At 71.9% G+C, this 22,324-nt stretch carries 21 protein-coding genes and 2 pseudogenes; 8 read left to right on the top strand and 15 right to left on the bottom strand.

The features are described from left to right. The 5 genes and pseudogenes from ACIA5A_RS03080 to ACIA5A_RS03060 form a co-directional block, all read right to left on the bottom strand. Positions 1–1,829, bottom strand: a pseudogene (locus ACIA5A_RS03080) (cell division protein FtsK); the annotation flags it as partial. A gap of 90 nt (positions 1,830–1,919) precedes the next feature. Then, positions 1,920–2,111 (bottom strand): hypothetical protein, encoded by a 192-nt coding sequence (locus ACIA5A_RS03075; RefSeq protein WP_396755807.1) that lies wholly within the window; start codon positions 2,109–2,111, stop codon positions 1,920–1,922. 1 nt (position 2,112) lies between these two features. After that, positions 2,113–3,054, bottom strand: coding sequence for an ABC transporter permease (locus ACIA5A_RS03070; RefSeq protein ID WP_396755805.1), 942 nt, complete (start codon positions 3,052–3,054; stop codon positions 2,113–2,115). Beyond that, on the bottom strand, positions 3,051–3,425 hold the full coding sequence (locus tag ACIA5A_RS03065; RefSeq protein WP_396755803.1) for an RRQRL motif-containing zinc-binding protein: 375 nt from the start codon (positions 3,423–3,425) through the stop codon (positions 3,051–3,053). Before ACIA5A_RS03065 ends, ACIA5A_RS03070 begins: the two co-directional genes overlap by 4 nt. Next, the gene (locus ACIA5A_RS03060; protein WP_396755801.1) at positions 3,425–3,670 is read right to left on the bottom strand and encodes a DUF6284 family protein; all 246 of its coding nucleotides are present in this window, start codon (positions 3,668–3,670) and stop codon (positions 3,425–3,427) included. The genes ACIA5A_RS03065 and ACIA5A_RS03060 overlap by 1 nt, the downstream gene beginning before the upstream one ends. Positions 3,671–4,078: 408 nt before the next feature. Here ACIA5A_RS03060 and ACIA5A_RS03055 point away from each other — a divergent pair, with 408 nt between their 5' ends. The 3 genes from ACIA5A_RS03055 to ACIA5A_RS03045 all read left to right on the top strand — a co-directional run bounded on the left by ACIA5A_RS03055 (position 4,079) and on the right by ACIA5A_RS03045 (position 7,000). After that, entirely contained in the window at positions 4,079–4,492 is a 414-nt protein-coding gene (locus tag ACIA5A_RS03055; RefSeq protein ID WP_396755799.1) for a hypothetical protein, read from the top strand. Between the two features lie 77 nt (positions 4,493–4,569). Continuing rightward, a complete protein-coding gene (locus ACIA5A_RS03050; protein ID WP_396755797.1) occupies positions 4,570–6,057 on the top strand; it encodes a helix-turn-helix domain-containing protein in 1,488 nt (495 codons plus the stop codon). A 1-nt stretch (position 6,058) separates the two neighbouring features. Then, positions 6,059–7,000: an NAD-dependent epimerase/dehydratase family protein gene (locus ACIA5A_RS03045; RefSeq protein ID WP_396755795.1), complete on the top strand. Its 942-nt coding sequence runs from the start codon at positions 6,059–6,061 to the stop codon at positions 6,998–7,000. 211 nt (positions 7,001–7,211) lie between these two features. On the opposite strand, the gene ACIA5A_RS03040 is transcribed toward ACIA5A_RS03045, so the two are convergent. Beyond that, on the bottom strand, positions 7,212–7,709 hold the full coding sequence (locus ACIA5A_RS03040) for an RICIN domain-containing protein (RefSeq protein WP_396755793.1): 498 nt from the start codon (positions 7,707–7,709) through the stop codon (positions 7,212–7,214). An 859-nt stretch (positions 7,710–8,568) separates the two neighbouring features. On the opposite strand from ACIA5A_RS03040, the gene ACIA5A_RS03035 reads away from it, so the two are divergent. After that, the gene (locus ACIA5A_RS03035; RefSeq protein ID WP_396755791.1) at positions 8,569–9,573 is read left to right on the top strand and encodes an RNA polymerase subunit sigma-70; all 1,005 of its coding nucleotides are present in this window, start codon (positions 8,569–8,571) and stop codon (positions 9,571–9,573) included. Between the two features lie 103 nt (positions 9,574–9,676). Here the strand turns inward: ACIA5A_RS03035 and ACIA5A_RS03030 are convergent, their stop codons facing one another. Both ACIA5A_RS03030 and ligD read right to left on the bottom strand, forming a co-directional pair. Next, positions 9,677–10,243 (bottom strand): dihydrofolate reductase family protein, encoded by a 567-nt coding sequence (locus ACIA5A_RS03030; protein WP_396755789.1) that lies wholly within the window; start codon positions 10,241–10,243, stop codon positions 9,677–9,679. Positions 10,244–10,359: 116 nt separating this feature from the next. Next, a complete protein-coding gene (gene ligD / locus ACIA5A_RS03025; RefSeq protein ID WP_396755787.1) occupies positions 10,360–11,319 on the bottom strand; it encodes a non-homologous end-joining DNA ligase in 960 nt (319 codons plus the stop codon). Positions 11,320–11,653: 334 nt separating this feature from the next. Between ligD and ACIA5A_RS03020 the strand changes: the two genes are divergently transcribed. The 3 genes from ACIA5A_RS03020 to ACIA5A_RS03010 are packed head-to-tail and all read left to right on the top strand — an operon-like array spanning position 11,654 to position 14,878. Beyond that, positions 11,654–12,067, top strand: a complete 414-nt coding sequence (locus ACIA5A_RS03020) for a winged helix-turn-helix transcriptional regulator (RefSeq protein ID WP_396755785.1) — start codon at positions 11,654–11,656, stop codon at positions 12,065–12,067. 45 nt (positions 12,068–12,112) lie between these two features. Next, on the top strand, positions 12,113–12,658 hold the full coding sequence (locus tag ACIA5A_RS03015; RefSeq protein WP_396755783.1) for a TetR/AcrR family transcriptional regulator: 546 nt from the start codon (positions 12,113–12,115) through the stop codon (positions 12,656–12,658). Between the two features lie 36 nt (positions 12,659–12,694). Beyond that, positions 12,695–14,878 (top strand): MMPL family transporter, encoded by a 2,184-nt coding sequence (locus ACIA5A_RS03010; RefSeq protein WP_396755781.1) that lies wholly within the window; start codon positions 12,695–12,697, stop codon positions 14,876–14,878. 60 nt (positions 14,879–14,938) lie between these two features. On the opposite strand, the gene ACIA5A_RS03005 is transcribed toward ACIA5A_RS03010, so the two are convergent. After that, positions 14,939–16,195, bottom strand: coding sequence for an erythromycin esterase family protein (locus ACIA5A_RS03005; RefSeq protein WP_396755779.1), 1,257 nt, complete (start codon positions 16,193–16,195; stop codon positions 14,939–14,941). Between the two features lie 80 nt (positions 16,196–16,275). Here ACIA5A_RS03005 and ACIA5A_RS03000 point away from each other — a divergent pair, with 80 nt between their 5' ends. Further along, on the top strand, positions 16,276–16,470 hold the full coding sequence (locus tag ACIA5A_RS03000; protein ID WP_278109721.1) for a DUF2795 domain-containing protein: 195 nt from the start codon (positions 16,276–16,278) through the stop codon (positions 16,468–16,470). Between the two features lie 44 nt (positions 16,471–16,514). On the opposite strand, the gene ACIA5A_RS02995 is transcribed toward ACIA5A_RS03000, so the two are convergent. From ACIA5A_RS02995 to ACIA5A_RS02970, 6 genes and pseudogenes are all read right to left on the bottom strand, one after another. Further along, positions 16,515–18,104 carry a molybdopterin-dependent oxidoreductase gene (locus ACIA5A_RS02995; RefSeq protein ID WP_396755777.1) on the bottom strand — a complete coding sequence of 530 codons (1,590 nt, stop codon included), beginning with the start codon at positions 18,102–18,104 and terminating at the stop codon, positions 16,515–16,517. 30 nt (positions 18,105–18,134) lie between these two features. Further along, complete coding sequence (locus ACIA5A_RS02990; RefSeq protein ID WP_396755775.1) at positions 18,135–18,770, bottom strand: fasciclin domain-containing protein; 636 nt, start codon at positions 18,768–18,770, stop codon at positions 18,135–18,137. A gap of 87 nt (positions 18,771–18,857) precedes the next feature. Continuing rightward, on the bottom strand, positions 18,858–19,595 hold the full coding sequence (locus tag ACIA5A_RS02985) for an anti-sigma factor domain-containing protein (RefSeq protein WP_396755773.1): 738 nt from the start codon (positions 19,593–19,595) through the stop codon (positions 18,858–18,860). Next, positions 19,592–20,221 (bottom strand): ECF RNA polymerase sigma factor SigK, encoded by a 630-nt coding sequence (gene sigK / locus ACIA5A_RS02980; protein WP_396755771.1) that lies wholly within the window; start codon positions 20,219–20,221, stop codon positions 19,592–19,594. Before sigK ends, ACIA5A_RS02985 begins: the two co-directional genes overlap by 4 nt. Before the next feature lie 100 nt (positions 20,222–20,321). Then, positions 20,322–21,107 (bottom strand): annotated as a pseudogene (erm, locus tag ACIA5A_RS02975) (ErmE/ErmH/ErmO/ErmR family 23S rRNA (adenine(2058)-N(6))-methyltransferase); the annotation flags it as partial. A 316-nt stretch (positions 21,108–21,423) separates the two neighbouring features. Further along, positions 21,424–22,323 (bottom strand): Gfo/Idh/MocA family protein, encoded by a 900-nt coding sequence (locus ACIA5A_RS02970; protein ID WP_396755769.1) that lies wholly within the window; start codon positions 22,321–22,323, stop codon positions 21,424–21,426. Position 22,324 lies beyond the last annotated feature (1 nt).

Raw genomic sequence — 22,324 nt, 5'->3', positions numbered from 1 at the left:
GCCGACGCCTTCGGCCCGAACCCGCGCAGGATGCCCCACCCGGCCTCGATCACCGGCTGAAACACCGTCGCCCGGTAGCCGTTCTTGTAGGCCGAGGTCCCGAGGATCATGTCGTTCGCGGTCTGGTCGGCGACGCTGAGGCAGAAGCGGCTGTTGACGTTGCGGGTGATGCCGGTGGGCAGGCTGTCCTTGTCGGGGATCTGCGTGCCGATCATGATGATCACGCCCAGCGCCCGGCCGAGCTTGATGACCTTTTCCAGGAGTTCCCCGGCGTCCTTGCCGTACTTGCTGGTCATCAGCTCTTGCAGCTCATCGAACCACGCGACCAGCGGGTGAAGCCCGGACCCCTTGAGCGACGCCAGCTCGGGCGTCACCTTGTTCTCCGGGGCCTTGCCCAACCGGGCGTAGTGCTCGATGCGCTTCGAGCGGCGGCGGCACTCCTCATACAGCCACTCGATGAACGCGAAGCAGCGCGCGAGGGTGTCGTCATCGAAGCCGTTGCCGTACTCCGCCATCACCGGCTCCAGCACGGCGAAGTCCCCGACACCCTTCAACTCGTAGCCTCGGATCTCGGCGCGGGCGTCGAGGGCGGAGGCCAGGATCAGATCCCGCAACGCGAACGTCTTCCCGCTGCCCGGCTGTCCGCCGAAGAGGAAGTTGCGGAACATCAGGTCCACCGCCACGGTGTCGAGGCGAGGGGTGGTGGCGAACGGGAACGCCTTGAACACGTCCGCCTTCGCGCCAGCGGACAGCAGCGGCCACGGCGGTTGCTTCATCTGCGACGCCGGTTCGTAGCCGACCCACAGCGCCAGCCGGCCCGTGTGCCCGGCGGCCGGTTCCGGCCACACCTGATCCAGCGGGAGGCGCATCGCCGAGGCGAGCTTGCCCCGGCGCGCGACCACCTCGGACGCCTCCACCCCGTAGGGCAGGTCGACCACGGCCAGGTGTCCGGGGCCGTCGCGGTGGATGTCCACCGGGAAGCTGATCGCCTTCGGATCCTTGGCGACCGCCGAGTTGATGGCCGGCAGTTGCAGCGAGGTGAGCGCCCGGCGCACGAGGTCGGCGGTGAGCTTGCGGTAGCGGGCGCCCTCGGTCACCCGGTCGGTCAGCGGCTTGTCCGCCGGCCGTCCGAGCGTGGCCAGCAGCGGCACCACCGCCGCCAGAGCGGCGTAGCGCCACCACGACGGGCCGAGGGCCAGCACGATCGCGCCGGCCGCCATCGCGCCGGCCGAGGCGGCGAGGACCCACCACCGCCAGACGGTTTGGCGCTGCCGGCGGGCGTCGAGCTTCATCCACGTGTCGGCGTCGCCCTTGTTCGCGGCGGCCTGCCGCAGGTGCCAGTTGCCTTCCTCGGCGCTGGCTCAGTGCAGCGCCCGGCCGAAGCCGCGGAACAGGCCCAACGGCGCGTAGACGGCGGTCTTCGCCGCGTATTTCGGCAGGCGCACCGCGTGGTAGGCGGTGACGTAGCCGGCGTCCTTGAGCTGATGCCGGGCGGCGGCGCGTAGGGCACGCCAGGAACGTGCCCAGTCGGCCAGGATCGGCCGGCGGTCCCGCTGCCGGGCCAGCACCTCCCGGGGGATGTCCTCGGCGGTGTCGACCGGTCCGCCGTCGCGGTCGGGGCCGTCGTCCACGCTCTCGGCGTCGCCGTCCTGCTCGCCGTCGCCCTGGGCGTCGTCGTCGTTGTCGGCCGGCGGGCGGGGCCGGGGCGTGCGGCGGGCGCGGGCGTCGTCCAGGTCGACCACCTCGGCGTCCGGGCCGGCGGTCCTCGGGTCGGTCAGGTCTGCTTCTGCGGCGTGCCAGTCGAAGCGGTCGTCATCGGGGGCAGTCATGATGGGGGTTCCTCCAACGGTCAGGAGATCGGCAGGGGGGCCGGCGGCACGGCGCAGGTTGGTAGCCAGGGGCCGTGCCGCCGGGCGAAATCAGTCGGTGAGGGTGATGCCGTCCGCGCGGCGCTGCCGCTCGTCGGCGGCCCATCCGTGGATCTGGCCTTGCACTTCGGGCGAGAGGTTCCGGAACGCGGCGCGCGATGCGTCGGTGTTGTGGATCTGCCGTACGGCCCATTCCGCGACGATGTTCGCCATGTCCTGCTCGGTGGCCTTGCGCTTGCCCATGTCAGCGGCCCTCTCGCACGAGGTGCGCCAGCGCGGCGCCCATGCCGAGCACCGCGACCGGCAGGCACGCCACAGCGGTGGTGATCCACCACGGGGCCGAGGTCACGCCGGCGGCTTCCAACAGGTGGTAGGCGACCTGGCCGAGCGCGCCGACCGCGAGGGAGCCGAGGGCGGACCACTTCGCGAAGCGCAGCGCCGGGGCGGGCACCCGCCCGGAGAGCCACACGTAGAGCGCGTACGCGCCGTACGTCTCGACCCCGATCGGGAGGGTGATCGCGGAGTTGATGGAGAAGCTGTCCCAGATGCCCGGCAGCGGGTGCACGATGCCGAACCCGGTGAGTCCGCCGAGGCCGACCCACCCGGACCAGATCGCGACGAACGCCGGCAGGGCCAGCAGCACCACCGGCCACGCCACCGCCCGGCGGGCGGGCGTCGGCGACGTGGGCGTGTCCGGGTGACCGACCGTGGTGGGCTGGGCCGGCGGCGCGGTCGGGGTAATCTCCGGTGCGGGCGCCGGGTCCGGCTCGGTGGTCGGCGGCGGGCGGGTGTCCGCCGGGTCCGTGCGGGGCGTCAGGAGTGCTCCACGCAGGATCATCGCCGTGCGCAGCTCTTCGGCCCGGTCGGTTGCCGGGTCCGGCTCGACCACCGGGGCCGGCAGCGGGTCCGGACCGATCGGCTCGGCGTGGTCGAACACGACCGCCGCAGCCTCGTCGGCCCGCTCCGGCGGGGTGTAGCCGAACTGGTCGGCGAGCTGACGGCGGAGGTCTTCCTCCATCAGCCGTGAGCGCAGGTCGGTCGCCTTCGGTGCGCCGATGCGGAACTCACTCATCAGCTTGTTCCGCGACGGGATCGCGTCGAGCTTGGCGGCCAACTTCCGGGCGGACGGCATCAGGTCGTCGATGGACTGGGGGTACTTGGTGCCGTTGATGGTCGGGGCGGTCATGCTGCGTCCTCCAGGGGGTAGGCGCACGCGAGGCATTCGCCCAGCGAGCGCGGGATGAAGTAGGGCCGCACCGTGGCGCAGGTCGGGCAGGTACGGCGGGCGGTCAGCGCCTTGCCGATGGCGGCGCGCTGGGCGGGGGTGGCGGTGCGCTTCGGTCGGGCCAGGTCCAGCCGGTACAGGTAGGCGGTGCGGGTGCCGCCGACGCCGCGCCAGAGCACCTGGGCGGCGATCGGCTGCCCGCCGGGGCGTAGGCCGGCGGCGGTCAGTTGGCGGCGGGTGGCGTAGCCGGGCGGGGCGCCGCGCCACCAGTAGGTGGGGATGCCGTACCGCGCCCCGTCCGGATCCCAGTAGGTGGCGCGGATTCGGGACATCAGGCCGCGCGGTGCGGGTCGGTGCGGGCGATCAGGTCGGCGGCGGCGCGGGTGACGCGGGCCTCGGCCCGGCGCAGCCGCCGCCAGTCCAGCGGCGAGGGTCCGCCGTGGTCCTCGGCGTAGAGCATCGTGATCTCGGCGTCGAGCACGTCCAGCTCGGCGGCGATCAGCGGCCACTCCGTGTCGATCGCGGCCAGGTCGGCGGCGGTCGGCACGGTGGCCACGGCGACAAAGTGCTTCCTCACAGGAAACCTCCGGAGAAGTTGTTGAAGTAGGGGGATGTGGTTGCCGTGTTTGTGCGTCAGCCGGGCGGCCACATCCGGGACGTTTGTGCAAGTTGCAGAAGCCGAAGCCGCGTGCCGAGATCCGGCCCGCTCGCCCCGCTCGCTCGGGAAGTCACCGAGGTCGGCCACGTATGGCTCAAGGCAGGGATGCCGCAGACGGATCCACGCGGCGCTTCTGCTGTTCAGTTCTCAATGACCAAGTGCGCGGGTGGCTCGTAGGCGCGCAGCGCCGCGAAGCGCTGCCTTCCCCGACACCAACCGGCGGTGTAGCTGATTTCAGCGCTAAAATTAGCGCTGATGTTGTGCGGTGTCAACGAGGGTGGAGGAACTAGGATCAGCGGATCAGGCAGTCAGACAGGGAGGCAGTCGGTGGAGGATTGGCAGGCGGTAGCCAGTGCCATGAACAGCCGGATGACCGAGTTGCCGATGACCCAACAGGAGTTGGCCGAGCGATCGAAGGTTTCGGTTGCAACCCTGCGTGAGCTGCAATACGCGACCGCGACTCGGAAGCGGTCTGCTCGCACGCTCGCCGCGATCTCTCAGGCTCTTGGCTGGCCGGACGACTACCTCCGTGCCGTGCTGACCGGGGGCACTCCCCCGGGCGGCAGCGGGAAGGCAGGACGGGTGGACAGTTCCTCGTTGGTACTCGCGCGGCTGGATCAGCTCCACGCCGAGGTGCGGCGGCTCGCGGATGCGGTCGAGCGAATCGCGGTGGATGTCGGTCATGGCGATAAGGACACCAGCTCCAGGCGCGCATCCGAACGCCGTTCAAAAGGCGAGTAAGCGCCGTTCACTAGGCATCAACTAGGCACGGGTGGTGCGCATCTCCCGGCGCCTACGCCAGCAAAGGAGGGCCGCCCGTGCCTGCTCGTGCCAGAGATGCCACCCCGAATTTCACGCTCTACAACCTCCGCGACGCGGCGGGTGAGACTCAGCAAGACGTGGCGGACGGGCTGAATCGCCTTGGGGCGGGGCGCGGGAAGCGGCTGGCCATCACCGCCAACCAGGTGAGCAGGTGGGAGCGGGGAATCACGTTCCCGTCAGCGCTCTACCGGCAGCTTCTCGCCGAGCACTTCGGCGTATCGGTGCAGGATCTCGGCCTGACCCGGCAGCGCGTCACGCCGCAGCAACGCGACAGTCCCGAGAACGACTCCGGAGGTTTCACGATCCACCAGGGACCCGAGCCTCACCCGCACGCCGAGGAAAGCCAGGAAGAGTGGCGGGCTGTCCGCCGGAAGTTGAACATCCATCGGGTGCAGCTCGCGCGGGAGGCAGCGCGGCTCTACGACGCGAAGGATCGCGTAGGCGACACTGGCCTGATCGCGCCACCGGAATGGAGGCCGTTGACCCCCATCGAGTTGACGCAGTTCGGCATCGGTCTGGCGCCGGAAGGAACCGCCCCCGTCGTCACCGGTACCGAAGACGCATCAGCCTGCGTACGACCGTTGGCGTCGGACGGACGGCGCCACCAGCGCTACAGCCTCGCTCTGCGCGACGTCGAACAGCCCCGGCTCTTTGAGAACCGGCTCGCCTGGCACCTCGCGGGAGTCGACTGGAGCCAGCCCGACCGAGCACTCACCTTCACTACCGGCACATACTTCGGGGGCGTCGATGTCTCGGAAGCACTCGCGCACGAGATGGCGATGTACCACGTTGCCGGCGACGGGAGCGGCATCCTGCCGGCATCCTGGCGGAACCTGAGTTTTCGGCGGCTTGTCGGTGACCCGTTCGCACCGAGCCGGCGGCCGACAGCACCGTCAACCGACACGCTCACCCTGCGAGTGGACGACGATGGAGTGTCCTTCGTGCTGCACAACCGGGCGGCCGGCAATGTAGCCGTGGCCGGGGGAATGCTGCACATCATGCCGGCGGGTGTCTTCCAACCGTCGAGCGTCCTGCCTGCCGCCCTGGCGGCGGACTTCGATCTGTGGCGCAACATGATGCGGGAGTACAGCGAGGAATTTCTCGGCACGGCCGAGCACGGCGGCGACGGTGAGCCGGCGGACTACACCGCCGAGCCGCTGGCATCCTTCCAAAGCGCCTACGCGGCGGGTGGGATACGAGTCTTCTGCCTGGGCGCCGCGCTCGACGCGCTCACGCTCTGGGGCGAAATCTTGACCGTGGCGGTGTTCGATGGCCCCACCTATGACCGCCTATTCGCCGACATGGTCAGCGCCAACGATGAGGGGACCGTGGTGAAGACGGGGCGGGTGCGGCCCACGTCGGCACTGCCATTCACCCGTCACACCATCGATGAACTGACCGCCAGCGGGCGGCTGGCTCCGGCGGCGGCCGGCTGCATCCAGCTCGCGTGGGAGCACCGCCGCACGATCCTGGGGAGAGGCTGAGGTGCACGTACTCGTAACCGGTGGACTGGGATTTCTCGGCCGCGCCGTCACCCGCGATCTGCTCGCCAGCGGGCACCGGGTCACCGTCATCAGCCGGGGCCGCGGTGACCGCCACCCGCCCCGAGACGTCACGATCGTGACGGGAGACATCCGAGACCGCGCACGGGTCGCCCAGATCGTCGAGGAAGGCGGCTATGACGGAGTCGTCCACCTGGCCGCGTTGACCAGCGGCCGGGACTCGTTCGCCGACCCGCTGAGCTACTTCGACGTCAACGAGATAGGCACCCTGAACCTACTCATGGCTCTTGACGCGGAGCGGACGACCGCCGCTCCACCAGCCATGGTCTTCGCCTCCACCAATATCGTCTACGGGTCGCAGCACCACGGCGCGCTCTCCGAAGACCTCCCCCCGCACCCCGAGAACCCATACGCGGCTTCGAAGGTCGCCGCTGAGAACATGGTCGCTGCCTATGCGGCGACCGGGGCAATCGGGGCAATCATCGTGCGCCCCTTCAACATCGCCGGAGCCGTCGACGGGGTCACCGACACCGACCGAACACGGATCATCCCGAACATCTTCCGTGCGATCACCGGCCAGCTCGACCACGTCACCCTCAACGGCGATGGATTGGCAGTCCGAGACTTCGTCCACGTCGCCGACGTCGCTACTGCCATCCGGCAAAGCCTCGCCGCCTGCGCCCCCGGCGCCTGCTCGACCATCAACCTCGGCTCCGGCACTGGAACGCGCATGGCCGCCGTGGTAGCCACCGCCGAGCAGATCACCGGCCATCCGGTAACCGTCCATCGCCAGCCACCCAAGCCGGAGCCGCCAAACCTGATCGCAAACATCAGCCGCGCTCAAGCCCTCCTTCGATGGGCCCCCACAAGGTCCAAGCTCACCGACATCCTTTCGGACGCATGGAATGCATGGCCTACTAGATAATCCCACGTCTTATGCGTGTTGCCGCAACAGAAAACGAGGCCTTGCGCCTTCTATGGCGCAAGGCCCTCCGTCACATATTGGCGAACGGCCACCGCGTGCCTTCCGGCTATCCGCCGGAACCCATGAAAACACGCGATGGCCGCCTCAAGATCGACAGGCCGAAACCCGAGGATGTCGCCAGAACATGCAGGGGTAGAACTACTGTCGACTCTCAGGAAAGGTATTTCCAGTGCTGGTCGTTTCCGCCATTCCACGGCCATTGCACAATGCTAACATTGGTCCCAGTATTCCCGCCCGAAACCGAAAGGTAGTAGCCTGACCTCAGGTTCTTGTACCTGTAATAACCCGGCCGGCTCGTGCTCTCCTTCCTCCAGCGCTGGTTGGACACTCCAATGCAGTCATAAATGACAATTTGTGCGTTTGTGGCCGTGGAGTCCGCCGCCACCCCAAGGCACTTAGTGGGATAGAAGCTAGGGTTCAGTTCATAGTATAGGCCATCATTGGGATTGCCTTCGTCAATATCGCTCCATAACTGGTCCAAGCCGCCACCGCAAGTCCATTGAACTGCTTTGGTATTGTTCGCGAAGACGCCACCGGAGAGGCTTAAGCACTTGCCGTTAGCATTTTTCATATTAGTCGTGAAATCAGCCAAGGCTGGGCTGGCCATCGCCAGTGAGGCGGCGGTAGTGATCGTGGCGGCGATGGCCACTGCTCGTCTTCGCAAAGCTACTCCCCGGGGTGTGAATAGTTGAATCGCTCCGCATCATCCTACCTCTTACCTCGGTCCGCGAGGGGGCGCTTGCGCCATGAATTTGGGCGACAATTCAGGCGCAAGTTATGAATGGAATAAATTCCCTAAACCGCCTGAAAAAGGACCGCCACACAGAACCGATTTGAAGGACTATTCAAGTCGATGGAGCAGCTAACATCCTAATGCACATTTGTCAATATCGCAGTCTGTGGCAATTCTTTGCAGGACGGCAACAGGCGCTCGTCTTGATGCTGGGCGAAGCGTCTGACGACCCTGGGGCCCGCGTCTGACAACGGCGAGTCGCCACGATGGCAAGCCGTCAAGGTAGCGCGCAAACGAGCGCCTGAAGTGACGGACGTCGACAGACTTACCAAACCTTCCTCTCAAGCCCTCCCCCTAGCGCGACCCAGCACGGCCCGCCGTACCTGCACCTGTGCCTAATATGTGCCCAAGTAGCTCACGCTCATCGAGCCCGGATGGCGTCCACCCAGCTCAACGACCGCTCTACGCGAGGTGGGACGTCACCCTCCGGAGGCGGGGGCGCAGGTTCGAATCCTGCCGGGGGCACATCACAAAACTGCAAACGCGAGTCCCGACGGTCCGATCACTGATCGTGGAAGCCAGATTCGCGTTCGAGTAGACGTTCGAGGATGCCCCCGGCCCAGCGGCCGGGGGCATCCTCGCGTTGACCGGCGGTACGACCGCAGCCCGCCCAGGCTTCGGATCACTCCTGTCGCCACGGCGTCACCGATCAGAATTCTTCCGTCGGGTCGTCGGTTCCGGTAGCTCCCTCGCACCGGTGGAAGGATTGGTGACCATGACCGACGTGAGACCGCTGGGCACTGACGAGGCCTCGTTCATCGCGTTGGCCCGCTCGGGCGATCCGGCGCGGTTCGCGCTCATCACGGAGCGCCACCGGCGTGAGCTGCAGGTGCACTGCTACCGGATGCTTGCGAACTACCAGGACGCCCAGGACATGACGCAGGAGACGTTCCTGCGAGCGTGGAACAAGCGGGAGTCGTTCAGGGGCCACGCCGCGCTGCGGACCTGGCTGTACCGGATCGCGACGAACGTCTGCCTTGACTTCCTGGCGAAGCGCAATGACCGCACACCCGTACCGTCCGGGCTGCCGGGCTGCTCCGAGGTGCTGTATCTGCAGCCGTACCCCGACCGGATGCTCCCCGAGGACCCGCAGGAATCGGTGGTGGCGCGGGAGACCATCGAGCTGGCGTTCATCGTCGCCGTCCAGCACCTGCCGCCGCGGCAGCGGGCGGTGTTCATCCTGCGCGACGTCGTCGGCTGGCCGGCGTCGAAGGCCGCCGACGCACTCGATCTGACCATCGCATCGGTGACCAGCGCGCTGCAGCGGGCGCGCGTGACGATGCGCGAGCAACTGCCGGGCCGCCGCCTCGACTGGCGGAGCCCGGCCGCCCACGAGCTGTCGAACGACGAGCGCGGCGTGGTGAAGTCTTACATCGACGCCCATGAGCGCAACGACCTCGACGGGCTGATGTCCCTGCTCCGCGACGACCTGCGCTTCGTGATGCTGCCCGAGGCGGGCACCTCGGCCGTCACGGCCAGGGACGCGGTGGACGGCTGGGCCTCCAACGGGCTCTTCGAGCCCGGCTACGACGACTGGCGCGCTATCGCCACGACGGTCAACCGCATGCCCGCCGCCGCGCTGTACCTCCGCGCCCCCGACCACCCGGAGCACCGGTTGTTCACCATCGCGGTCCTGCACGTCGTCGACGGGAAGATCGCCGAACTCACCGGATTCGACGCCACCGACAAACCATGGCTGGACCTGCCTCCGACACTGTGATCAGACCTGCCCCCGCCGGGCTGCCGGCGGGGGCAGCTCGATGCCCGAAGAACGTCAGGAAGAGTTTCGACCTGGCCGCACGAGCCGAGCATCCGGCCCGCGCTCATCGCCTCGTCTCGTATCGGGCCAGCAACATGCCGCCGGGAAACGTCCGCGTCTCCACCAGGTTCAGGTTCACCCAGCCGTCCAGGGCCGCGAAGAACGGTGTGCCGCCGCCCACCAGCACCGGGTGGGTGACCAGCACGTACTCGTCGATCAGCCCGGCGCGCATGGCCGCCCCGGCGAGCGTGGCGCCGACGATGTCCATCGAGCCGCCGTCCTCGGCCTTGAGCCGGGTGATCTCGGCGACCGCGTCGCCGGTCACCAGGCGGGTGTTCCAGTCGACCTTGTCGACCGTCGAGGAGAAGACCACCTTCGGCATGTCCCGCCAGCGGCGGGCGAACTCGACCTCCGCCCGGGTCGCGTCGGGCCGCTGGTCGGCGGTCGGCCAGGAACTCATCGCCTCCCACACCTTGCGCCCATACAGCGCCAGGCCCGTCGCGGCCACCCGGTCGGACCACCACTGGAACAGCTCGTCGCTCGACGACGAGTCCGGTCCCTCACCCTCACCCCCACTCCAGCCGAGGTCGTCGCCGGGCGCGGCGATGTAGCCGTCCAAGGTCACATTCATGGCAAAGGTCAGTTTCCGCATCATGCCAGCCTCTCGTCGGTCGTCTCATACATCCAGACGGGAGCTGCGCGGAAACCTCATCGGTGTGCGGCTCGTGCCCGGGCTTTCGCGTCGGCTCAGCCGGCCTCGCGACGCGCCCTCGCCCGCCGCTTGCCCTCGTGCATCGCCTGCACCCGGGCCACCGGGATGCCGCGGCCCTCCTCGACCAGCTCCGCCGGCAGCGACTGCGGATCGGGCAGCGCCTCCGCCCACGGGTCCCGCTCCCCCAGCAGCGCGGGCACGGTCCGCACGGTGAAGTCGGCCGGGGTCGCCGACTCCAGGTCGGCCCAGCCGACCGGGTACGACACCGGCGTGCCGGGCCTGATCCGGGGGCTGTACGCGGCCACCACCGTCGCCCCGTACGCCCGGGTGGAGTCGACGAAGACCCGGCCGCCCCGGTCGGCCACGATGAACGCGGTGGTGGCCAGCGCCGGGTCGAGCCGTTCGGCGCGGGCCGCGAGCGCCCGGGTCGCGGCGGCGGCCTCCTCGGCCGTGGTCGGCGACGCCACCGGCACGATCACGTGCAGGCCCTTCGCCCCGCTGGTCTTGACCGCGCCGGCCAGCCCGGCGTCGGTGAGCGCCTGCCGCACCAGCAGCGCCACGCGCACCGCCGCGCCGAACGAGTCGCCTTCCGGCGGGTCCAGGTCGAGCACCAGGTGGGTCGGGTGTTCCGGCTGCCCGGCGCGGGCCAGTGTGGCGTGATACTCCACCGCCCGCTGGTTGGCGAACCAGAGCAGCGTCCGCCGGTCGTCGCAGAGCGCGTACGAGATGCGCCGGTGCGACGCCTCCGCCCAGACCTCGGTGCGGCGCACCCAGTCCGGCGTGTACTTCGGCAGGTTCTTCTGCATGAACGGCTCCTGGCCGGGCCGGACCCGCAGCACCGACAGCGGCCGGTCGCGCAGCTCCGGCAGGATCCGGCCGTGCACCGCGTCGAGGTAGTCGACCAGGTCGCGTTTGGTCGCGCCGGCGCCGTCGAACAGCGGCTGGTCCAGGTTGGTCAGCGGAACCCCGTCCCGGGTCTCGTCAGCGGCGCCCATCCGCCCACCTTCCCGGCCCCGGCGCGCCGCGGCAACCCCGACACGGTCACCGGCGGTCACACCCAGAACGTGTCGTGTCGCAGGAAGAACTCCGCCCGTTCCTCCTCGCTGCGGTCGGCGAGGTCTCGCAGCCCTTCGAAGTAGCCCTCCCGGGGCGCGTGGAAGTGCGGGGCCGGGCCCGACTCTCGCCCCGGTCCCCGGTGTAGCGCGGCGGCGGATACGTCACGGTCCCTCCCTCTGCCGGTGGATTCCCGACCGTACGTCCGTTTCGCCGCGGGGCGCCGCCCGCCCGGCGGGCTTTGTCACCGGGCCCTCGGCCTGTGACGATGAGTCCGTGCGTGAGGAACAGGCGGACCGGTGTGTGCCCGGCGCGGCGGAGCAGGCGCGGGCCTGCACGGTGCGGGAGGCGCTGGACCGGGTCGGCGGGAAGTGGAGCATCGGCATCCTGATCGCCGCCTCGACCGGGCCGGTCCGTTTCACCGAGCTGGAGCGGCGGGTGGAGGGGATCAGCCGGCGGATGCTCACGCTGACCCTGCGCAACCTGGAGCGCGACGGCCTGCTGGTCCGGCGCGTGCACGCCACCGTGCCGCCGAAGGTCGAGTACACCGCCACCCCGATGGCCCGCGAGCTGTACGAGTCGCTCGTCGCGCTCACCCGCTGGGCGGAACGGCACCGCGAGGCGATCAGCGCGGCCCGGGAGGCGTACGACCGGGAGCAGTCTGTGGCGAAGCCCACGCAATCCATCTGACCGATCGGTCAGGTGCTGACCGATCGGTCAGGCATGCTGGAGGGCATGGCGCGCGCTACCCCGGCCACCCACGACGAGCTGCTCTCCGCGGCGGCCCGTCGGTTCGCCGTCACCGGTTACAAGGGCACCTCGCTGCAGGACATCGCCCGCGAGGTGGGCTGCTCCAAGGCCACCGTGCTCTACCACTTCGCCAGCAAGGACACCCTGCTCTGCGAGCTGATGGCGCCCGCCATCGCGGTGCTGGAGCAACTCGACGCCCGGCTCGCCGACCTCACCGGCGCCGAGGCCCAACGCGTCGCCGCCGAGGGCTTCGTCGACCTGGCGGTCCGGTTCCGCCGGGAGATCGCGCTGCTCCGCGGCGAGTTCCCCGACCTGCTCCAGCAGCCGGCGTTCGCGCACATCCAACAGATCTCCGAACGGCTGATCGCCGCGTTCGCCGGCTTCTCCGACCGCCCGCCGGCCCGCATCGCGGCGCTCGTCGTCCTGGCCGGCATCGCCGAGACCTGCGGCGAGTTCCTGGACATCCCCGACGAGGAGCTGCGACCCGCGCTGCTCGCCGTGGCGCACCGCGCGCTCGAACCCACCACCTGATCCCACTGTCGCAATCCCGAGGACGAAGGAAGGTCCATGGCGACCCTGCTGTACCGGCTCGGCCGGGCATCCCTGCGCCGGCGGCGACTCGTCGCCGTCGTCTGGCTCGTCGTACTCGTCGGTCTCGGTCTGGCCGCGGCCACGCTGCGCGGCCCGACGGCGAGCAACTTCACCATGCCCGGCACCGAGTCGCAGAAGGCGATCGACCTCCTCGCCGACCGGTTCCCGGCGGCCAGCGGCGCCACCGGCACCATCGCGGTCAAGGCGCCGCAGGACGGCGCGCTCACCACGCCGGCCGGCCAGGCGGTGGTCAAGCAGGTCACCCAGGAGGCGGCCACGCTGCCCGGCGTGGTCGGCGCGATCGACCCCTACCAGGCGCAGGCGCTCACCCCGGACGGCCGGTACGCGCTGATCCAGGTGCAGTTCGCCGGCCGCGCCGACGACGTCACCACCGAGCAGCGCGACGCGTACGAGAAGGTCGGTCAGCAGGCCGCGACGCAGGGCTGGCAGATCGCGCCCGGCGGCGAGGTGCTCAACGGCGAGCCGGAGGTCGGCTCCACCGAGGCGCTCGGCGTGCTGGTCGCGGCGATCGTCCTGGTCATCACGTTCGGCTCCCTGGTGGCGGCCGGGATGACCATGCTGAACGCGCTGATCGGCGTCGGCGTCGGCATGGCCGGCCTGTTCGCGCTCAGCGGCACGGTCGAGCTGACCAGCACGGCGCCGATCCTGGCGCTGATGCTCGGGCTCGCGGTCGGCATCGACTACTCGCTGTTCATCACCTCCCGGCACCGGCAGAACCTGCTCGACGGGCTCTCCCCCGAGGAGGCGGTCGGCCGCGCGGTCGGCACCGCCGGCTCCGCCGTGGTCTTCGCCGGCGCGACGGTGGTGGTGGCGCTGGCCGGACTGGCCGTGGTGGGCATCCCGTTCCTCACCGTGATGGGCCTGGCCGCCGCCGGCACCGTCACCGTGGCCGTGCTGGTGGCGATCACGCTGGCCCCGGCGCTGCTCGGCTTCGCCGGCCGCAAGGTGCTGCCGCGCAAGCTGCGCAACCGGGAGGCGGTCGCCGACCCGGGCACCGGCTCGGAGGACCGCTCCGGCTTCGGGTTCCGCTGGGCGCACTGGGTGACCCGGTTCCGCATCCCGGTGATCCTGGTCGGCCTGCTCGGCCTCGGCCTGCTCGCCATCCCGTCCCAGGACATGCGCCTGGCGCTGCCGGACGCCTCCACCGCCGCCGAGGGCACCCCGGCCCGGGTCAGCAACGACCTCATCCGCGAGGGCTTCGGCCCCGGCTTCACCGGCCGGCTCGCGGTCGTCGTCACCGCCGACTCGCCGCAGGCCACCCAGGCCGCCGTGCCGCAGGTCGCCGCGCTGATCCAGAAGACCGACGGGGTGCTGGCGGTGGCCCCGCCGCAGCTCGACCCGTCCGGCCGCACCGCGCTGCTCGGCGTCATCCCGAAGACCGGGCCGACCGACGAGAAGACCGAGGAGCTGGTGCACGACATCCGCCGGCAGGTCGGCGGCATCGGCAACGCCGAGGTCCTGCTCACCGGCGTCACCGCGATCGGCATCGACGTGTCGGAGAAGCTGTCCGACGCGCTCCCGGTCTACCTGCTGCTGGTGGTCGGCCTCTCCGTGCTGCTGCTGATGCTGGTGTTCCGGTCGATTCTGGTGCCGGTCAAGGCCGCGCTGGGCTTCCTGCTCACCGTGGCCGCCACGTTCGGCATCACTGTCGCGGTGTTCCAGCAGGGCCACCTGGCCGGCCTGCTCGGCGTGGACACGCCGGCCCCGCTGGTCAGCTTCCTGCCGATCCTGCTCATCGGCATCCTGTTCGGCCTGGCCATGGACTACGAGGTCTTCCTGGTCTCCCGGATGCGGGAGGACTTCGTGCACGGGGACACCGCCCGCCAGGCCACCATCAACGGCATGGGCCACGGCGCCCGCGTGGTCACCGCGGCGGCGCTCATCATGATCTCGGTGTTCGGCGGCTTCGTCTTCCTGGACGACCCGATCATCAAGTCGATGGGCTTCGCGCTCGCGATCGGTGTCGCCATCGACGCGTTCGTGGTCCGGATGACCATCGTGCCGGCGGTGATGTCGCTGCTGAACAACGCCGCCTGGTGGCTGCCCCGCTGGCTGAACAGGATCCTGCCCAACGTGGACGTGGAGGGCGAGGGCCTCCGCGCCCACCTCGCCGCGCGCGAGCCCGCGCAGGTGAAGTGAAAGGCGGGGCCCCCTGTTAACGCCTGGCGCATAACAGGGGGCCCCGCCAAACCACCCACCTCACACCCCGGCCGGGTACGTCTCCATCTCGCCGGGCGTCACCAGCGCCGGCAACGGGTGCAGGGCGGTCGTCTCGTCGCACCAGAGGAACGCGTCGTACCGCTCCCCCAGCCGGGTCGGCACGTAGTTGCCCCACGACTCGAAGCTCGGGTCGTACACCACGCCGACGGCCCGGTGGTCCACCTCGCCGGTCACCCAGTCCGGCTCGTCCGGACCGCCGAAGACCAGCACCGCCCGGTCCGGCATCAGCTCGTGCAACAGGTGCTCCAGCGACCCGTCCCGGGCCGGCGGCACCACCATCGTCTCCGCCGGGGAGCCCCAGCGCGGCGCGGCGATCACCGTCCCGCGGTAACCGCCGAGGCCGATCAGCGCCACCGCGTCCCGGCCGTGCCGATCCCGGGCGAGCTGCCCGATGTTGACCATGCCGTCCGCCGCCATCTCGGTGGCACGCGCGTCGCCGACGTGCGTGTTGTGCGCCCACACGACGCCCCGCGCGTCGGGCCCGTAGCGGTCGAGCAACCGGTCCAGCGTGTCGGCCATGTGCACGTCGCGGACGTTCCAGGACTCCGGTCCGCCGCCGACCATCGCCCGGTAGTAGCGCTCCGCGCCGGCCACCACCTCCGCGTTCTGCCAGGCCGCGAAGCGGTCCGGGCCGTCCGCGGCGGCCTGTTCCCGGGTACGCGCCAACAGCCGCACCACCTCCTCCTCGCACCTGGCGGAGACGAACCGGCTGGCCATCCCGTACTCCTCGACCTGCTTGCCGTAGGGCTCGAAGCAGCGGTAGGCCTCCTGGGCCGCCTCCAGCGAGGCCGGGTCCTCCTCGCCCAGATAGTCGAAGATGGCCTGCATCGACTCCCACAGCGAGTAGACGTCGAGTCCGTGGAAGCCGGCGCGTCCGCCCTCGGCGCGGTCCAGGTTCCAGGCCCGCAGCCAGCGGCAGAACCGGGCCACCTCGGCGTTCGCCCACATCCAGGTGGGCCAGCGTTCGAACCGTTCCAGCGCGGTCAGCGGGTCCGCCGCCCCGCCCGGCGCGCCCACCACCGAACGGTGCACCCGGTCGCAGTCCGGCCAGTCCCCCTCCACCGCGACGAAGTCGAAGCCCTGCTCGGCGATGAGCCGTCGGGTCAACTGCTCCCGCAGCCGGTAGTAGTCGTAGCTGCCGTGCGTCGCCTCGCCGATCATCACGATCCGGGCGTCCCGAACGCGTTCCAGCAACGGGTCGAAGTCGCTCGGCGCGCCGAGCCGCTGTACGAGCATGGGGGCGGCTACCCGGGACCCGCCGGGGCAAACCGCAGCCGTACGGGCATGGCTTGCCGGGCAGCGGGTAGCCGCGCGGCATGACCGTCACCGGCGCGCAGTTGCAGGAGTTCCTGGCCGGGCTCGACTATCCGGTCTCCCGGGAGGACCTGGTCCGCTGGGGGCAGGAGAACGGTGCCAGCACCGAGGCGCTCCAGGCGCTCCGGACGTTGCCGGCCGAGGAGTTCGACACCCCCGCTGAGCTGGGCGAGGCCCTGGTCACCGTCACCGGTTAGCCGACCAGAGGTGTTAAGCGGGGCCCCCTCCTCTACCCCAGGCGTTAAGCGGGGGCCCCTCCTTTCACCGTCACGGTGATGGTGTGGTGGCCGGTGGCGCCGTCGGGGAACGGGGGACGGCGCTGCTCGGGCTGCACCGCGCCGGTGCCGTCGGTGGCGCGTACCCGCAGGCTGTGCGGGCCCGGCGGAGCGGTCCACGCGTACCGCCACTGGACCCAGGTGTCGACCGAGGCGGTGGGCAGCAGCTCGGCGGCCCGCCACGGGCCACCGTCCACCGAGACCTCCACCGCCGCGACGCCCCGGTGCTGCGCCCAGGCCACCCCTGCCACGGTGACCCGTCCGGCGGGAGGCCTGGCGAACGGCGCGGGCCGGTCGATCCGGGACGCCGTCTTCACCGGCGCCTCCCGCGCCCACCCCCGCCGCACCCAGTACGCGTCGAAGGCGTCGAACGTGGTCACCTCCAGCTCGGTGACCCACTTGCACGCGCCGGCGTACCCGTACAAGCCGGGGGTCAGCATCCGGACCGGGAAGCCGTGCGTGAACGGCAGCGGCGCGCCGTCCATGCCGACCGCGAGCATGGCGTCCCGTCCGTCGAGGAGCGTCGCGATCGGCGTGCCGATGGTCATGCCCTCGTCCGAGCGGGCCACCAGTTGGTCGGCGCCGGCCCGGATGCCGGCGTCGCGCAGCAGCGGGGCGAGCGGCGCGCCGAGCCACCGGGCGGTCCCCACGTACGGGCCGCCGACCTCGTTGGACACGCAGCTCAGCGTGACGTCCCGCTCGATCAGGTCGCGGTCGAGCAGGTCGGCGAAGCTCAGCTCGACCGGCCGTTCGACCAGGCCGTGCAGCCGCAGCCGCCAGGCGTCCACGTCCAGCCGGGGCACGGTGAGCGCGGTGTCGACCCGGTAGAAGTCCGCGGTCGGGGTGCGGAACCCGGGCGCCACCCCGGCCGGTGTGGGCCGGGCCGGCGAGGCCGGCGCGGGCAGCCGGACGGCCTCCCGGGAGCGGGCCGCGTCGGCCACGTCGAGCCGGCGCAGCGTCGCCGCGCCGACGCCGGCCAGCGCGGTGCCGGCCGCCACCAGCGCCGCGTTGCGCACCACCGCCCGCCGCGTCGCCCCACCCGCCGATTCCGAACCGCCGGTCCCGGACGCCGCCCGGCCCACCCCCACCGGGTCGGGGGCGGCGTCCGGGAGATCCGGGGCGGCGGCCGGCAGGCCGGGCAGGGGCAGCCAGCGCAGGAGGGCGGCGGCCACGGCGGCGCCGGCCAGGGCCGGCAGGGCGTCGGCCGGGCGGGCGTCGGGGCGGGTCAGCGCGGCGGCGACGCCGGCCACCCCGAGCACCGCGGGCCCGAGCAGGCCCAGCGCCGGGCGGCGGCGGGCGGCGGGCCCGGTCAGCGCGGCCAGCAGCGCCAGCACCAGCGCGATGCCGCCCAGCAGCAACGGCTTGTCGTAGGTGCCGAACGTGCGCACCGCCCATTCCTTGACCGCGGTGGGCGCGCCGTCCACGACGGCGCCCCCGACCGCGACAAGTGGTGCCGCCTGCGGGTGGACGGCGGTGGCGAGCAGCTCCGCGACCGCCACCCCGGCGGCCGCCGCGAGCAGGCCCGTTCCGGCGGCCGCCAGGGTACGGCGGGTCATCGGTTCCTCCTCTCACCGGCGGTGGCGACGTCAGGACTTCGGCATCAGGACCGAGTCGACGATGTAGACGGTCGCGTTGGCGGTCTGCACGTTGCCGCAGACGACCATGGAGTTGCCGTTCACGGTGAACTCGGTGCCGCTGCCGGCGACCGTCACCTCGCCGCCCTGGAGCGTCTTGTGCGCGCCGGCGAGCTGGTCCGGGCCGAGCTTGCCCTCCACCACGTGGTAGGTCAGCACGTCGGTGAGCATCTTCTTGTCGGCGAGGACCTTGTCCAGGTCGGCCTTGGGCAGCTTGCCGAACGCGTCGTTGGTGGGCGCGAACACGGTCAGCCCCGGGGAGCTGTTGAGCGAGTCGACGAGCCCGGCCTGCTTGACGGCGGTGACCAGCGTGCTGAGCAGCGGGTTGCCGGAGGCGGCGGTGGCCACCGGCACCTGGGCCATGGCGGCGAAGCTGCCGGGGTTCGACGCGTCGGTGGGCACCGCCGCGCAGCCGGGGCCGAACTGGCCGTCGGCCATCGCGGGCGCGCTGCTGGCCGGCGCGGAACTCATCGGGGCGCTGCTGGCCGGCGCGGCGGCGTCGCCGTCGTCGCCGTTCCCGCCGCAGGCGGCGAGCCCGAGGCCGAGCGTGGCGGCGAGGGCGACGGCGGTGAGCTTCATGGGGCGCATCGAGTAAATCCCTTCAAGTGGTGAACTGTCGGTCTGAAGGGGATTCGGTGCTCACCGCCGTCCGGATGGGTCGCCCGCCGAAAAAGATCAGGTGAGCGCGAACGCCACAAGCGGCGTCATGGTCGGCTGCGCCGAGCCGCCCGCCGGCTCCTCGGTGACCCCGAACAGGCCCTTGCCGCGCACGCCCGAGAGCAGCTTCGTGCCGCCGCCCTGACCGGCCGGCAGCAGCCCGGCCGAGGTGGCCGTGCCGCCCTGGATCAGCCAGAGCTGGTAGGCCCGCCCCGGTGCGGGTGCGGCCAGCCCGTCCACCAGCGCCACCCCCTCGTCCCGGCTGGCGGACGCCACCACGGTGACCCGGCCGCCGGCCGGCGCGGCGCCGGTGCGGACGACCGCGTCCGGGGCGGCCAGCACCGCCCGGATCCGGCCCGCCTCGTCCCGGGCCGCGCCGGCCTCGGTGCGCGCGTCGCGTACCCGCTGTTCCTGGGTCACCCAGGTGGCCGCGCCCGCGCCACCGGCCAGCAGCACGGCGGCGGCCGCGACCGCGAACCGGCGCCGCCAGGCCCCGGCACGGCCCGAACCGGACCGGCCCGCCGGGCGCGGCCGTTCCTGCGGGGTACGCCGGATCTCGGCCAGCACCGCCTCGCGCAGCGCGGGCGGGGGCACCGACCAGGTCGAGTCGGCCAGCCGGGCGGCCGTCTCGCGGAACTCGGCCAGCTCCAGCGCACAGCTCTCGCAGCCGTCCAGGTGCCTGGCGAAGGCGGCCCGCTCGACGTCGTCCACCGCGTCGAGCACGTACGCCCCGGCGAGCGCGTGGATGTCGGTCATCGGGTCAGCTCCACTCCCAGGCAGTCGCGCAGACGGATCAGCCCGTCCCGCATGCGGGTCTTGACGGTCGGCAGCGCGGTGTCCAGCAGGCCGGCCACCTCGCGGTAGCTGTGCCCGCCGTAGTAGGCGAGCGTGATCGCCTCGCGCTGCACCTCGGTGAGCGCGCCCAGGCAGTGGCGCACCTGCTGCCGTTCCAGCCGGGCCGCCGCCTCCTCGGCCACCTCGTCGTACGGCGTCTCCGAGGAGCCGGCGGCGACCCGGCGGGTGCGTTCGGCGCCGGCCTGCTCGGACCGGACCCGGTCGACCGCTCGGCGGTGGGCGATGGTGAAGATCCAGGAGGTGGCCGAGCCCTTCGCCGGGTCGAACCGGGCGGCGGTGCGCCATACCTCGACCAGCACCTCCTGGGCGACCTCCTCGGCCTGGGCCGGGTCGCGCAGCACCCGCCGCGCCAGGCCGTAGACGCGCGGCGAGACGAGGCCGTAGAGCCGCTCGAACGCCGCCTCGTCGCCGCGCGCCACCGCCCGCAGCAGGTCGTCGGTCTCCGCCCGCTGGTCCGGGGCGGCCGAGGGCACGGCGTGCAGCCTCGACCGCCCCGGCACGTCACCGGCGCTGTCGCCGTGGGTCATCCGGTCCCGCCTTCCGCCCGCTCCCTCTGCCAGCACGGTAGGCATTCGGCGCCGGCGCCGCCCCGGATGGCCGCGATTTTCCGGCCCGTCCGGGATCCCCGGCGTGCAGCAGCCGGAACAGCACCAGCCACTGCTCGGGCCAGACCAGCCCGACCGGGGTGTCCGGCGCGATCCGCGCGGCGCGCAGCGCGCCGTCGACCCGCCGGCCCGGGTGGGCGGCGCGCAGCGAGGCCGCGAGCGAGCCGCCGACGCCGCCGAAGCCCAACTCCACCATCCTCCGGTACGCCGGCAGCGCGGCCGGCGCCAGCAGCGGCTCGGTCCGGCGCTCCAGGCGCAGGATGCCGCCGTCGGCGGCCGGCACCGGCCGGAACGCCGCCCGGGGCACCCGGCCGGCCAGCCGCCAGTGGTGCTCCGGCCAGGTGAGCACCGTGAGCCGGCTCCACCGGCCGTGGTCGCCGGTGCGCTTGCGGGCGTAGTCGAGCTGGGTGAGCAGCGTAGCCGCGCGCAGCGAGGGAGCCGCCAGGCACCAGCGGACCACCGCCGCGGTCAGCGACCAGGGGATGTTGCCGGCGACGGAGAACGGCTCGCCGGGCGGGGGCGCGGCGAGGAAGTCGACCGCCCGCACCTCGACCGCAGGCAGCGGCGCGCAGGCGGCGGCCAGCTCCGGCAGCACCGCCGGGTCGATCTCGTACGCGATCAGCCGGCGGCAGCGCGCGGCGAGCGGCCGGGTCAGCCGGCCACGTCCGGCGCCCACCTCCAGCAGCAGGTCGTCCCGGCCGGCGCGGACGGCGGCGACCATCCGGGCGACGGCGGCCGGGTCGGCGAGGAAGTTCTGGGACAGTACGCGACGGGACCGGTCGCGTGCGGTGGGTCGGCGGGGCGCCACGGGTTCGTCCTGTCTGTCGCCGGGGTGGCGACGGGTACGGACCGCTGCGCAGGTGTCACCGCCACGCCGGCCGGGGGCCGACGTGGTCGTGCGGACGGGCGGGCGGTCCGAGCGGATCGGGACTCGGACGACCCTGGAAGGTGGGACGCGGGGCGTCAGGCGCGGCGGGCGTCCCGGCCGGCCAGGGCCGGGCGCCGGAACCGCGGGCGGGCGACCAGGAGGAGCCCGCGCGCGGCCGGCGCGACGGCCGCGTCGATCAGGGCATGCGTGAACATGCCGGCCAGGCTAGCGGCGGGACGCCGGGCCCGCGACGGAATTACCGGAGGTCGACGGTGCGCCCCTGGGTGCGGGCGGACTCGGCGGCGTCGAGCACCGCCACCACCTCGCGGCCGAACCGGACGTCGCAGCGGTGGTCACGGGTGCCCCCGTCGACCTCCTCCAGCAACTGGTCGAGCGCGGCGCCGAACGCCTGGAGCACGCTGCCGTCGCCGGGCGGCGCGCTCTCGGTGCCGTTCTCGCCGAAGAAGACGAAGTCCCGGGTGACCGCCTCGGCCGGCGCGTCGAGGGTGAGCGAGAGCGCGCTCGTCGCGCCGCCGTCGTGGGTGAGCAGCAGGTGCACCAGGCCGCTCGGCCCGTCCATGGCGGCGACCCGGGTGACCCGGCCGAGCACCGGCAGGATCAGCGACAACGCGTGCGGGCCGATGTCCCACAACGCGCCCCGGTCCCGCCGCCACTGCGAGTCGCCGTACGGGTTTCCGGGCTGGTAGATCGAGGCGAACATGGTGGCGCGGGCGTGCTGCCAGCCGCCGGCCGCCGCGGTCGAGGCGAGGAAGCCTGTGACGTTCGGGTGGAAGCGCTGGGTGAAGAACACCACCGAGGCCACCCCGGACGCCTGGGCCGCGTCGACCACCCGGTCGGCGTCGGCGAGGCTCAACGCCAGCGGCTTGTCCAGCAGCAGGTGCCGCCCGGCGGTGGCGGCCCGCACCGCGATGTCGGCCTGCACGTCCGGCGGGAGCGCCACGGCGACCGCGTCGGACGCGTCGAGCAGCGCGTCCACGTCGGTGAAGGCCGGCACGCCGTGCCGCTGGGCCAGCGCCTCCGCCTTCGCCGGGTTCCGCCCCCAGACGCCTGCGAGCCGGGCCCGCGGGTGGGCGTCGATGGCGGCGGCGTGCGTCTCCGCCGCCCAGTGACCGGTGCCGAACAACCCGAACCGCACC

This window comes from Micromonospora sp. NPDC051300 (assembly GCF_044455315.1).
Taxonomy (GTDB): domain Bacteria; phylum Actinomycetota; class Actinomycetes; order Mycobacteriales; family Micromonosporaceae; genus Micromonospora; species Micromonospora robiginosa.
This window is presented reverse-complemented; position numbering and strand designations above follow the sequence as displayed.